At 66.2% G+C, this 13,396-nt stretch carries 10 protein-coding genes; 5 read left to right on the top strand and 5 right to left on the bottom strand.

What is annotated here, in order from left to right; all coding sequences use genetic code 11:
* Positions 1–14 precede the first annotated feature (14 nt).
* From PDM29_RS07140 to PDM29_RS07130, 3 genes are all read left to right on the top strand, one after another.
* Complete coding sequence (locus PDM29_RS07140) at positions 15–2,690, top strand: polysaccharide deacetylase family protein (protein WP_311193161.1); 2,676 nt, start codon at positions 15–17, stop codon at positions 2,688–2,690.
* A 3-nt stretch (positions 2,691–2,693) separates the two neighbouring features.
* Positions 2,694–4,037 (top strand): tRNA uridine-5-carboxymethylaminomethyl(34) synthesis GTPase MnmE, encoded by a 1,344-nt coding sequence (mnmE, locus tag PDM29_RS07135; protein ID WP_311193160.1) that lies wholly within the window; start codon positions 2,694–2,696, stop codon positions 4,035–4,037.
* A gap of 295 nt (positions 4,038–4,332) precedes the next feature.
* Positions 4,333–5,370, top strand: coding sequence for a glycerophosphodiester phosphodiesterase (locus tag PDM29_RS07130; RefSeq protein ID WP_311193736.1), 1,038 nt, complete (start codon positions 4,333–4,335; stop codon positions 5,368–5,370).
* A 29-nt stretch (positions 5,371–5,399) separates the two neighbouring features.
* On the opposite strand, the gene PDM29_RS07125 is transcribed toward PDM29_RS07130, so the two are convergent.
* Positions 5,400–6,185 (bottom strand): rhomboid family intramembrane serine protease, encoded by a 786-nt coding sequence (locus PDM29_RS07125; protein ID WP_311193159.1) that lies wholly within the window; start codon positions 6,183–6,185, stop codon positions 5,400–5,402.
* Positions 6,186–6,285: 100 nt separating this feature from the next.
* A complete protein-coding gene (locus PDM29_RS07120; RefSeq protein WP_282298601.1) occupies positions 6,286–7,242 on the bottom strand; it encodes a TerC family protein in 957 nt (318 codons plus the stop codon).
* 258 nt (positions 7,243–7,500) lie between these two features.
* Between PDM29_RS07120 and PDM29_RS07115 the strand changes: the two genes are divergently transcribed.
* Together PDM29_RS07115 and PDM29_RS07110 are read left to right on the top strand one after the other, a co-directional pair.
* Entirely contained in the window at positions 7,501–8,673 is a 1,173-nt protein-coding gene (locus tag PDM29_RS07115; RefSeq protein ID WP_311193158.1) for a class I SAM-dependent rRNA methyltransferase, read from the top strand.
* A gap of 162 nt (positions 8,674–8,835) precedes the next feature.
* Positions 8,836–10,101, top strand: coding sequence for a dipeptidase (locus PDM29_RS07110; protein ID WP_311193157.1), 1,266 nt, complete (start codon positions 8,836–8,838; stop codon positions 10,099–10,101).
* Positions 10,102–10,131: 30 nt separating this feature from the next.
* Here the strand turns inward: PDM29_RS07110 and PDM29_RS07105 are convergent, their stop codons facing one another.
* From PDM29_RS07105 to PDM29_RS07095, 3 genes are all read right to left on the bottom strand, one after another.
* A complete protein-coding gene (locus PDM29_RS07105) occupies positions 10,132–11,565 on the bottom strand; it encodes an amino acid permease (protein ID WP_311193156.1) in 1,434 nt (477 codons plus the stop codon).
* Between the two features lie 171 nt (positions 11,566–11,736).
* On the bottom strand, positions 11,737–12,363 hold the full coding sequence (leuE, locus tag PDM29_RS07100; RefSeq protein ID WP_311193155.1) for a leucine efflux protein LeuE: 627 nt from the start codon (positions 12,361–12,363) through the stop codon (positions 11,737–11,739).
* A gap of 71 nt (positions 12,364–12,434) precedes the next feature.
* Positions 12,435–13,352 (bottom strand): LysR family transcriptional regulator, encoded by a 918-nt coding sequence (locus PDM29_RS07095; RefSeq protein WP_311193154.1) that lies wholly within the window; start codon positions 13,350–13,352, stop codon positions 12,435–12,437.
* Between the last annotated feature and the right edge of the window lie 44 nt (positions 13,353–13,396).

Raw genomic sequence — 13,396 nt, 5'->3', positions numbered from 1 at the left:
CCAATGGACTGCCCATGCCCCGCGCGTCGCTGCCTCGCTTAGCCCTTCCCCTGCTGCTTACCCTCACCCTCGCCGCCTGCGGCCAGAAGCAGGACACCTCCAGTACGGCCGCCGAAGCAACCCAGCACCCCAGCGCCCAGTCCGCGATCAGCGCCGACCCCGCGACAGCCCCGCTGTTGTCCGCACTGCAGAAGCAGCTGGATAGCCACCGCCGCATCATCGTGCTGCTCGCCGACGAGGCCGAACAGTCGCCCGCCGACCGCAACACCTCAACCCGCGTCGGCCAGCAGTTGTTCCACGAAGGCCTGGAACAACGTGAAGCCATCGCCGGGCTGTTCGACACGCTGCTGAAGGGCACCACCCCACAGCGCTTCACCACGCTGGGCACGGTGCTGGACTACATCGAGTCCGCGCCCGAGCTCTACGACGCAGACCGGCTCGCGTTCCGCGAAGTGCTGCGCGATCTGCACGCGCGCATCGGCACCGATTCCTCGCTGCCGGCGGTGAAACTGCACCAGCGCATCGGCGAGGATCTGGATGCGCTCGACGAGATCGAGCGCAACTACAACCAGGAACTCACCCGCATCTTCAGTCGCTTCGAGCGCACCCGCGCAATCACGCTCAAGCGCGAGAAGTGGGACGACTACGTGGCCCACCTGCGCACCCTGATCACCCGCGAGGCGATCCTGCGCGACTACGGGGTCATCGAGCCGTACCCGATGTCGATGAAGGACAGCGAGCGCGAAATTTTCGGCCGCGATCTTCCGGCCAAGACCGTGGTGCTCACCTTCGACGACGGTCCGCATCGCACCCACACCGATGAAGTGGTCGCCATCCTGCAGCGGTACGACGTGCCGGGTGTCTTCTTCGAAGTCGGCCGCAACCTGGGCAAGGTGCAGGACGACGGCAGCACCACGCTCGGCCCGATGGCCGGCATCAGCCGCAACCTGATGGAGCAGGGCTATGCCGTGGGCAACCACAGCCTCACCCATGCACAGCTTTCGCGCACCACCGGCGACGCGCTGCGTGAGCAGGTGCTGGCCACCGACACGCTGCTGCGCGATGTCGACGTTCGTCGTGCACCGCTGTTCCGCTTCCCCTACGGTGCGCGTAACGCCGAAGGCCTGCAGCTGCTGAACGAAGCGGGCCTGAAATCGATCATGTGGAACATCGACTCGATGGACTGGGCCGACCCGGTACCCGAGTCCATCGTGCAGCGTGTGGTCGAGCAGGTGCAGAAGGAACAGCGCGGCATCATCCTGTTCCACGACATCCACGACCGTGCGGTGAAGGCACTGCCGCAGATCCTCGACCGCCTGATTGCCGATGGCTATCAGTTCGCCGGCTGGAACGGCCGCGAGTTCACCGTCGCGCGTGCGCGCAAGGGCGTAACCAGCGACGCCACGGTCACCACCGGTTATGAGAAGTCCTGGGCGATCGTGGTCGGCATCGACGACTACGCGAAGTGGCCGAAGCTGGAGTACGCCAGCCACGACGCGCAGGCGGTGGCCGACACCCTGACCGGGCAGTTCGGCTTCCCGTCCTCGCAGGTGATCGTGCTGAAGAACGAACAGGCTACCCGCAACAACATCCTGGCCGCCTTCCACGACCGGCTGGCAGACGACCGGACCTCGCGCAATGACCGCGTCTTCGTGTTCTTCGCTGGACACGGCGCGACGCGCAAACTCGCCTCCGGCCGCGACCTCGGCTACATCATTCCGGTGGATTCCGACCCCAACGCGTTCGCGACCGATGCGATCGCCATGAGCGACCTGCAGAACATCGCCGAGAGCATGAAAGCCAAGCATGTGATGTTCGTGATGGACGCGTGCTATAGCGGCTTGGGCCTGACCCGCGGCGGCCCGTCATCGTCCGCGTTCCTCCGCGAGAACGCGCGTCGCAGTGCGCGGCAGATGCTCACCGCTGGCGGTGCCGACCAGCAGGTTGCCGATGCCGGCCCGAACGGCCATTCGGTATTCACCTGGGTGCTGCTGCAGGCATTGGCCGGCAAGGGCGACCTCAACGGCGACGGTCTGATCACCGGCACCGAGCTCGCCGCTTACGTGGCCCCCGCGGTCTCCGCCGTCTCCCAGCAGACCCCGGCCTTCGGCAGCCTGCCCGGTTCGCAGGGCGGCGAGTTCGTGTTCCAGGTGCCGGACAGCCAGGAATACCTCAACGCCGCGACCGACCAGCTGACCGCCGATGCGATCGCGTTGAACAGCAAGGTCGAGGCCGTGCAGGACGCTTCGCCTGGCAAGGCCGCGGTGACCGTGGCCGACCTGCAGGGCGGCCAGGCCAAACTGGTGGTGCCCACTGCGGGCCCCGCCTCGGACCGCCAGCGCGCCCAGCAGGCCAACGACCGTGGCCTGCAGTTGTACCGCGAAAAGCGCTACGACGAGGCGGTGGCGCAGTTCACCGAAGCGCTGAAGCTGCGTCCGGACTTCGCCCAGGCCGCAAACAACCTCGGCTTCGTCTATTACCGCCAGCAGCGTTACGCTGAGGCCGCCCGCTGGCTGGAAAACACCCTGAAGATCGACCCTTCGCGTGCGGTGGCCCACCTCAATCTGGGGGATGCCTACTTCCACGCCGGCGACAAGGCCAAGGCCAAGCAGGCCTACACCACCTACCTGGCCCTGCAGCCGCAGGGCAGCGGTGCCGCGCAGGCCCGCGCGCAACTGGAGAAGCTGTAAGCCATGACCGCTGCCACCGACACCATCGTTGCCATTGCCACCGCCCCCGGTGCCGGCGGCGTGGGCATGCTGCGCGTTTCCGGGCCGAAAGCCGCGTCGATCGCGCAGGCGCTGGGCTGCCCGGCGCCGCGCCCGCGCCACGCGCACTATGCCCGCTTCCGCGATGCCGCCGGCGAGGTGCTGGACGATGGCATCGCGCTGTACTTCCCCGGGCCGCGCAGCTTCACCGGCGAAGATGTAGTGGAACTGCAGGGCCACGGCAGCCCGGTGGTCCTGCAGCAGCTGGTGGCCCGCTGCATCACGCTGGGCGCGCGCCAGGCGCGGCCTGGTGAGTTCAGCGAGCGGGCGTTCCTCAACGGCAAGCTCGACCTGGCCCAGGCCGAAGCCATTGCCGACCTGATCGCCGCCAGCGACAGCCGCGCCGCACGTGCGGCACGGCGCTCACTCGATGGCGTGTTCTCGCGCCGGGTCGAAGACGCCGCCGAGCAGTTGGTGCTGCTGCGTATCCATGTGGAAGCGGCCATCGACTTCGCCGACGAGCCGCTGGATACGCTGGGCGGCGAACAGGTGCGCTCGGGCCTGGCCGATGCGCTGCGCGCGATCGTGCAGCTGCGCGCCGATGCCGAACGTGGTCGCCGTCTGCGCGATGGCCTGCACGCCGTGCTTGTCGGTCCTCCGAACGCCGGCAAGAGTTCATTGCTCAACGCACTGGCCGGCAGCGAGCGCGCCATCGTCACCGACATCGCCGGCACCACCCGCGACACGCTGCGAGAGACCATCCGCATCGACGGCCTGGAACTGACCCTGGTCGACACTGCCGGTCTGCGCGAAGGTGGCGATGCGATCGAACGCGAAGGCATGCGTCGCGCCCGCGCCGAGATGCAGCGCACAGACCTTGCGATCGTGGTGGTCGACGCGCGTGACCCGCAGGCTGGTCGCGACGCGATTGGCGACGCCATCCTCGATGTGCCGCAGCAGCTGTGGATCCACAACAAGAGCGACCTGCTGGCCGAGATTCCGCCCACCGCCGACCCCAGCGTCGTACATGTCTCCGCCGCCACCGGTCTCGGCCTGGAGCAGCTCCACATCCGCCTGCGCGAGCTGGCCAGCGGTGGGGCAGGGGACAGCGTGGAAGGCGAGTTCTCCGCTCGCGCGCGACATGTGGAAGCGATCACCCTGGCCATCGGCCATGCCGAGCGCGCCGAGTCGGAGCTGGTGCATGAGCATCTGGAGCTGGCCGCCGAAGAGCTGCGGCTGGCGCATGAGGCGCTGGGCGAGATCACCGGGCGGATGAGTGCGGATGATCTGCTGGGGCGGATTTTCTCGAGCTTCTGTATTGGGAAGTGAGCGGTCGAGCGCAGGATGATGGCTTTGACACGCATGGCGTGTCACTACGACCCGTGGTCGCCCGTGCCGTTTGGTCGCCCGGTTCTGGCGGGTCACCCGACCTGTAGGGACACGCCATGCGTGTCCGGGGCCGCCCCCGTATTCTTTCCGCTGTAACACCGCACTGGCAGAATGCGCCACGTCTTTTCCGGCCTCCGCCGTACTGGCGGGGCTGTACCAACAGGGGTTAGCTGTGTCGAAGTCGTTGTGGGGTTGTGCGTTGTTGTTGTCGCTGGCCGTGGCACCATCTGTGGCCATGAGCGCCGAAACCTCCACCCCTGTGCCGCGCGTCAAGGCAGCGGTCTATGGCCACCGCGGTGCCAGCGCGCTGCTGCCCGAACACACCCTGGCTGCCTACGCACAGGCCATCGCCGACGGCGCTGACTACATCGAGCCCGACCTGGTGATGAGCAAGGACGGGGTACTGGTGTCGCGCCACGAGAACGAGATCAGCGGCACCACCGACGTGGCCAGCCGCCCGGAGTTCGCCAGCCGCAAGACCGTCAAGACCATCGACGGCGAGCGGGTGGAGGGCTGGTTCACCGAAGATTTCAGTCTCGACGAACTGAAAACGCTGTACGTGCGCGAGCGCCTGCCGCAGGTGCGCAGCACCGCGTTCGATGGCCAGTTCCGGATTGCCACGCTCGACGAGATCATCGACTTCCTGGTCCAGCAGGCGGGCCGTGCCGGCAAGGGCATCGGCCTGGTGCCGGAGATCAAGCACGGCACCTACTTCCGCAGCATCGGGCTGCCGATGGAAGACAAACTGGTCGCGGCGCTGCAGGCCAATGCGTATACCAAGGTGGCCCCGATCACGATCCAATCGTTTGAAGTGGGCAACCTGCGCCAGCTGCGCACGAAGCTGGGGCGTTCCAGCAACATCCGTCTGCTGCAGTTGATTGGCGCTGCCAATGAGCAGCCGGGGGATGTGCTGGCTGCCAAAGGAACGCAGCGCTACGCCGACATGATCACGCCGGCCGGTCTGGAGCAGGTCGCCACCTATGCCGACGGCATCGGGCCGAGCCTGCGCATGGTGATTCCGCTGGATGCCGCTGGGCGCCTCGGCACCCCGACCACGCTGGTGAGGGATGCGCAGGCGGCCGGGTTGATGGTGGTGCCGTATACGTTCCGGCCGGAGAACTCGTTCATGGCCGCGGAGTTCCGCAAGGGTGAGACCCATGCACGGAATCCGGAAGGTTCGATCGCCGAGATGCGGGCGTATCTGGCGACCGGGATCGATGCGTTCTTTACCGATGATCCGGCGTTGGGTCGACGCGCGGTGGATGGGCAATGATGTCCCCGGTACCGACCAACGGTCGGTACCTACCGGGTGTTCGAAGAGTCCGGCCGCCGGAACGGCAGCACCACAAAATCCTGACCCTCGCGCGGCTGCCACAACACCGGCACGCGGGTAGGGGAAGGCGGTTCCAGATCATTGTCGCGGCGCGCTTCGACGTCATCCGCCTCGTCCTCTTCCTCCTCCCAGCTGTACCGCTTGCGCGGGGCCATCGGATCAGACAGACGGAACAGCAGCGCGCTGATGATGCCGGCGAACGCACCGCCCATATGCGACTGCCAGGACACGCCCGGCTCATGCGGCAGGATGGTGATCAGCATGCTGCCGTAGAACAGGAACGCGATCAGCCCGGTAGCGATCGCCGGGCGATCACGCCGCAGCAGGCCCAGCACGAACACCAGGAACATCAGGCCGTGGGTGATGCCACTGGCCCCCAGGTGACGGCTGCCGATATCACCCAGCAGCCACGCGCCCAGACCCGAGCCGATCCATAACAGCGGAAAGGCCCGCAGCGTCGCCTTGGGATACACGCTGCCGGCCAAGGTGCCCAGGATCAGCAACGCAAACGAATTGGCCGCCAGATGCTGCAGCGACCCATGCAGCAGCGGGGCCCCGAGGATGCCCAGCAGCCCGGCCTTCTCCAGCGGAGCCACCGCCCAGGGGCGCCAGTCGAAATAATCCTGCGCGGTGAACACCGCCACCAGCACCAGCACGAAGGCCAGGCTCAGGTTGAACGCCCGCATCACCCGACCACGGTCGGTGCGGGGGGAAACCGGCGTCTCGCCGGACGGCTGGGGCAGGTTGGCGTTCATACCTTCATGGGTTGCGTCGCCCCAGGCTGAACACAAGGGCAACGCGACGGGAGAGTGTGGGCCCGCCAGCGGGACAATGCCGCCGGCGGGCTCCAGGGGATTACGCCGCGTCCTGCTTCGGCGGGTTCTTCAGGCTCAGCACCACGGTGGCACCGATGATCACTGCCACCACGCCCAGCGAGATCGGGGTCGGGATCTTGAAGATGTCGATCAGCATCATCTTCACGCCGATGAAGGCCAGCACCAGGGCCAGGCCGTACGGCAGCAGGTGGAAGCGGTCGGCCATGCCGGCCAGCAGGAAGAACATGGCGCGCAGGCCCAGCACCGCGAACACGTTCGAGGTCAGCACGATGAACGGGTCGGTGGTGATGGCGAAGATGGCCGGAATGCTGTCCACCGCGAAGATCACGTCGGTGACCGCAATCAGGATCAACACCACGAACAGCGGGGTGTACCAGCGCTTGCCGTCACGCATGACGCTCATGGCGTTGCCGGCATAGTCCGGCAGCAGGCGCAGGTGCTTGCGCATCCAGCGCAGGGCCGGGTTGGTTTCCAGATCCGGCTCCTGGCCGGCGCTGAACCACATCTTCCAGCCGGTGAAGAGCAGGAAGGCACCGAACACGTAAAGCAGCCAGTGGAACTTGGTCAGCAGCACGCTGCCGGCGAAGATCATGATCGTACGCAGCACGATGGCACCCAGAATGCCGATGATCAGCACCTTCTGCCGCTGTTCCTCGGGCACCGCGAAGTAGCCCATGATCATCAGGAACACGAAGATGTTGTCCACCGCCAGGGCTTTCTCGACCAGGTAACCGGTCAGGAACTCCAGGCCGACCTTGTTGGCCACCACCTGGCCGGCGGTCTCGTTCAGGTAGTACCAGAGGCCGCCATTGAAGGCCAGCGCCAGCGCCACCCAGCCAATCGACCACCACAGCGCCTCCTTGAAGGTGACCTTGTGCGGGCCGCCGTGGCGCATCAATACCAGGTCGACCAGCAGCGCGATGATCACCACCGCGCCGAAGCCGCCCCACAACCACAAATTACCGATCGTCTGCATGGGTTTGTCCGTTGAATGAATGAAAAGCCTCAAGCCGGACGGCGAGGACCTGCAACGGAGCACCAGAGGGGGGTCCAGGGACAGAGCTTCGCCGTACGGCGAAGGTCTTGCTCACAGTCCCCAAGGCTGGGAACTGCCGTTGCACCGGAGCCTGCTGGCTCGAAATGACGGCGACAACGTCTGGGAGCTACTCCCCTTCTGGCACCGATTCTGCGGGCTGGCCGGCCCCGCGTCAAATCGCCCGGATACAATAGGCCCATGAATACCGCCCCCAATCCCGTTGTCCGCCTCAAGAACGCCTGGCGCTCCAGCCACCCGTGGATCTTCCAGAAACTGGTCGAAAAGCCCGCCGCCCGCCCCAAGCCCGGCTCCATCGTCGACGTGGTCGGCGTGGATGGGGAGTGGATCGGCCGCGGCTTCTACAACGGCCATTCGCGTATTGCCGTGCGCATTCTGGAAACCGACCAGCGCGTCCCCGTGGATGCCGGCTGGTTCTCGAGGAAGATCGCGCAGGCGGTGTCGCTGCGCCGTGAGGTTCTGAAGCTGGACGAGGTGTCCGACGCCTGGCGTGTGGTGCACAGCGAGGGCGACGGCATGTCCGGCCTGGTGGTGGACCGCTACGGCGACCTGGTGGTGGTGGAATTCTTCGCCGCCGGCATGTTCCGCCACCGCGAGTGGATCTATGAGGCACTGCGCGAGCAGTTCCCGGGTTGCCGCTTCCACAGCTTCGCCGACGAACACGTGCAGAAGCAGGAGAGCTTCGACTTCCACGGCAACACCACCACGGAAGCGTCGGTGATCACCGAGTACGGCGTGAAGTTCCGCGCCGACCCGGCCGGCGCGCACAAGACCGGTTTCTTCGCTGACCAGCGCGAGAACCGCCAGTGGCTGAGCAGCCTGGTGGAAGGCAAGTCGGTGCTCGACCTGTGCTGCAACACCGGTGGCTTCGCGGTGTACGCCGCCGCGCGCGGTGCCTCGGACGTGCTCGGCATCGACATCGACGAAGACGTCATCAGCATCGCCAAGGCCAACGGTCGCCTCAACAACGTGCGCCCGCGCTTCGTTCAGTCGGATATCTTCCCGTGGCTGCGCGACGCCGCCAACCGCGGCGAGCAGTACGACGTGGTGATCCTGGACCCGGCCAAGATGACCCGCGACCGCGACCAGGTGATCACCGCACTGAAGAAGTATCTGGACATGAACAAGCTGGCGCTGGGCGTGGTCAAGCCCGGTGGTCTTTTCGCCACGTTCTCGTGCACCGGCCTGGTCGCCGAAGACCAGTTCCTGGACATGCTGCGTCGCGCCGCGTTCTATTCCGGCCGCACCATCCAGATCCTCAAGGTGTCGGGTGCCGGCCCGGATCATCCGTTCATGGCGCACGTGCAGGAATCGCGCTATCTGAAGGCGGTGTTCTGCCGCGTTGTCGACTGAGGTCGGATGACCTGATGTAGGGACACGCCATGCGTGTCCTCGCGGTGCCGGATTACACGACCGGCACCGTCGCCACATTGCCTGGATCGGGCATCCCGTGGACACGCATGGCGTGTCCCTACGCTGTTATCGTTGACGTTTACCCACTGCTGGTGAGGCGTCATGAGGCTACGTGGTCTGTCGTTGCTGGTATCCCTGGCGCTGCTCGCGCCACTTTCCGCCCACGCCATCGAATTCTCCGCAGCGGAACTGGCCAAGGCCAAAGCCCTGCAGCAACGGCTGCTCACCCTCGACAGCCACCTCGACACCCCCGCCAACTTCCATCGCGAAGGCTTCGACCTGCGCCAGCGGCACGACCACAACGCCCTGTCCCAGGTAGACCTGCCGCGCATGCAGGAAGGCGCACTGGACGGCGGTTTCTTCGCCATCTACACCGACCAGGGCGACCGTTCGCCGGCAGCGCATCTGCACGACCGCGACGCCGGCCTGCAGCGCCTGCTGGAAATCCGCGAAATGCTGGCTGCGCATCCGGACCAGTTCGCCCTGGCACTGACCGCCACCGACGCCGCGAAGATCAAAGCCGCCGGCAAGCGCGTGGTCTACATCAGCATGGAGAACGCCAGCCCGCTGGTCGCTGATCCCTCGCTGCTCAGCTTCTATCACCAGGCCGGCCTGCGTCTGCTCAGCACGGTGCACTTCGCCAACAATGAGTTCGCCGACTCGGCCACCGACCCAAAGGGCGCGGAATGGAAAGGCCTGAGCCCGGCTGGCAAGGCATTGGTGGATGAAGCAGTGAAGCTCGGCATCGTCATCGACCAGTCGCACGCCTCTGATGCGGTGTTCGACGATCTGATCCAGCGCCTGCCGGTGCCGTTCGTGCTGTCGCACAGCTCGGCCAAGGCAATCTACAACCACCCGCGCAACCTGGACGACACCCGTCTGAAGCAGCTGGCCAAGGCCGGCGGTGTTATCCAGGTCAACGCGTACGGTGGCTACCTGATCGACACCGGCAAGAGCGATGCGCGGAAGCAGGCCGAGGACGCGCTGATGAAGCAGATCGGTGCCGGCTATGACCAACTCACCATCGCGCAGGGCGTGCAGCTGAAGGAAGGACTGGCGAAGCTGGATCAGACCCAGCCGCTGCGGCAGGCCACATTGGACGACTTCTTCGCGCACCTGGAGCACATCCTGTCCGTGGTTGGCCCCGAGCATGTGGGCATCGGCCTGGACTGGGATGGCGGCGGCGGTCTTTCCGACCTTCAGGATGTGAGCCAGCTGCCGAAGATCACCGCGTGGCTGCTGCGCAAGGGCTACAGCGAACAGCAGATCGCCGGCATCTGGGGCGGCAACCTGCTGCGGGTGATGCAGCAGGCGCAGGATTACGCGGAGGGCCGACGCACGACCAACGGTCGTGCGCTACCGCGGTAGGTACCCACCGTTGGTGGGTACGCTTTCAAATCACGCCTTGCCGATCAACGCGTTGTTCCGGCTGTACAGGAAGTACACCAACAAGCCGATCACGTTCCAGATCAGGAAGTACAGCTGGGTGCTGCTGGGCAGGCTGATGAACAGGTAGATGCAGCCCAGCGCGGCAGCGGGACCCACGAACCAGGCCAGCGGCGTGCGGAAGGTGCGCTTCGCACCCGGCTCGCGCTTGCGCATCACCACCAGACAGATTCCGACAGCGGTGAACGCGGCCAGGGTGCCGGCATTGGCCAGCGCGGCGATCTCATCCAGACGCGCAACACCCGCCAGCGCGGACACCACCAGCGCACTGAACAGCGTGGTCGCCACCGGCGTGCCGGTGCGCTTGTTCACGGCCGACAGGCCACGCGGCAGCAGCCCGTCACGACCCATCACGAAGAACACGCGGCTCTGGCCGAACAGGAAGGCCAGCAGCACGGTGGGCAATGCAACGATCGCCACTACGCCGATCACCAGCGCCGCGGTGGGGTGACCCAGCTCGCGCATGATCAGCGCCAGCGGCTCGGCGCTGTGGCCGAACACGGCGTAGCTCATCGCACCAATGGCGGCCAGCGCCACCAGCATGTAGATGATGGTGCAGCCAATCATCGAGCCGATGATGCCGATCGACAGGTCGCGGCCCGGGTTCTTGGCCTCTTCCGCCGCGGTGGAGATGGCATCGAAGCCGTAGAAGGCGAAGAAGATGATCGCGGCCGCGGCCATCACGCCACGCTCCACGCCATCCGGGCCCAGCGTCTTGGCGAAGCCGTGCGGCATGAACGGCTGCAGGTTGGAGGCATCGAAGGCGGGCAGGGCCACGGCCACGAACACGCCCAGCGCGATGATCTTCAACACCACCAGAATGGCATTCAGCGTGGCGCTTTCCTTGGTGCCCAGCATCAGACCACCAGCGACCACCCAGGTGATCACCACCGCAGGCAGATTGAACCAACCGCCTTCCACATGTGGGCCGGCCGACAGCGCGGCCGGCAGGCGGATGTCGACCCCGGTGTTGCTGTGAATCCACTCCAGGAAGCCGACGAAGTAGCCAGACCAGCCGACCGCCACCGTACTCACCACCAGCGAGTACTCCAGCACCAGGCTCCAGCCCACCACCCAGGCGAACACCTCACCCAGCGCGGTGTAGCTGTAGGTATAGGCGCTGCCGGCGGCGGGCATCATGGTCGACAGTTCGGCGTAGCACAGCGCGGCGCAGGCGCAGACCGCACCGGCAATGGCGAAGGAGATCAGCACTGCCGGACCGGCGAGGTTCGCACCCACGCCGATCAGCGTGTAGATGCCGGTGCCGACGATGGCTCCGATGCCCAGCGCGACCAGATGCGGCCAGCTCAACGTGGGTACCAGACGCCTGCCGGACTCGTGGTCGGTGACCGAACCCAGGGATTTACGCCGCAACAAGGATGACATGGGACCTCACGGGGTGACTGCAATCGACAAGTGCCCGAGTGTGACCGAACGCGCCGCAGCATTACTACTGCCAAGCGTCGTGAACGGCCAACGGATTTTGGGATTGACAAGGCTTTGCCGAATCCAGCACAAAAGCTGCTGCCAGTTGTCGCAACTGCCTCGGTGCCGCGCTCAGCCGCTCACGCCCAGACGCACGCCGAAGCCGATCAGGAACACCCCGGCCACCCGCTTGAGCCAGGTGCCCACGCGCGGATGCTGGATGATCCGACGGCGCAGCAGGTTGCCCACGCCGATCAGCAGCGAGCAGTAGGCCACGCTCAACACGAAGATCAGCCCGGCCAGTGCCGCAAACGTCACCAGCCCCTGATGCCGCACCGGGTCGATGAACAGCGGCAGGAACGCCATGTAGAAAATGATCGCCTTCGGATTGAGCAGGCTGACCAGAATGGCCTGGCGGAAGTAGTGGCCCGGCTGCAGGCGGATGCCGCCGGGCTGCGCGCCTTCCTGCGGCTCGCGCAGCAGACTGATGCCGACCCACACCAGATAGGCGGCACCCAGATATTGCACGGCGTGGAACACCACCGGGTTGGCCTTGAGCAGCGCGGCCACCCCGGCCACCGCCAGCCACATCAGGATCTGGTCACCCAGCAGCAGACCGGCCAGCGCGGTGTAGCCGCCGCGCACGCCACCGCGCCCGGTGGCGGTGAGCAGGGTAAACGTGCCGGGACCTGGCAGCGCCAGGAACACCAGCACGGCAGCAACAAAGGTCCACAGGTCCTGGATGCCCATCCACGGCATGGCGACAACTCACTCGGGGGGACGCTATTGTCGGCCAGCGGTGACGGCGGGGATAGCGTCAGCTGTCGCTTTCAGACTGGTCCGGCGGGGAGTCCGTTCAACATCGGGTGCAGTCGTTCCACACACAGCGCATGCAGCTGGCGCAGCGCGGTGGAAAACTGCTTGCGGTGCGGGCACACCAGGTTCAGTGGCAGGCTGTCGCCGGCTCCGTCCAGCAGCACCTGCAGCCGCCCGGCGCGGACGTCCTCGCACACATCCAGCCAGGACTTGAACACGATGCCTTCGCCGGCCACCGCCCAGCGCCGCACCACGTCGGCGTCGTCGCAGACCAGATGACCGCGTACCGGCACCACCACGCGGCGTCCCTCCTGTTCGAAGCTCCAGCGGTCGTAGGGGCGCCCGGCCAGCTGATAGAGCAGGCACTGGTGCTCCTTCAGCGCGTCCAGATCCGCCGGCGCGCCATGCCGGGCCAGATAGTCAGGCGAGGCCACCAGCACCCGGCGGTTGCCGGGCAGCAACGGCAGCGCCACATAGCGCGCGCTGTCAAAGCGGCCCAGCCGGAACGCCACATCGACCGGTTCGCGGAACACATCGGCGACCTGGTCGGACAGCAGTAACCGCAGCTGCAGCTTGGGGTGTGCGGCGCGGAACTCGGTCAGCCAGGGCAGCAGCACGTTGCGGCCCAGGTCTGACGGCGCGGCCACCTGCAGCACACCGCGCAGTTCGGCATCCTCACCGCGGATCCGGTCATCGGCCTCCTGCAGGGTGGCCAGCACTTCCTGCGCGTAGGGCAGGTACAGCACACCCTCGGCAGTCAGGCGCAGGCTGCGGGTGGTGCGCACGAACAGGCGCAGGTCCAGTTCGCGTTCCAGCCGGGCCACGGCGGCGGCCACCTGGCCGGGCAGCAGGTCGGCTTCGCGCGCGGCCTGGGAGAAGCTGCCCAGCGCGGCGGTGCGGACAAACAGGGCCAGATCCTCAAACCGGACCATTTTCTCTTCCAGAGTGAAAGTGATGATGCATTGTGCGCCTTTCC

Origin of the sequence: Stenotrophomonas oahuensis (assembly GCF_031834595.1) — a bacterium.
GTDB classification, from domain to species: Bacteria; Pseudomonadota; Gammaproteobacteria; order Xanthomonadales; family Xanthomonadaceae; genus Stenotrophomonas; species Stenotrophomonas oahuensis.
The sequence above is the reverse complement of the archived record's forward strand: the minus strand, read 5'-3'. Positions and strand labels throughout refer to the sequence as shown.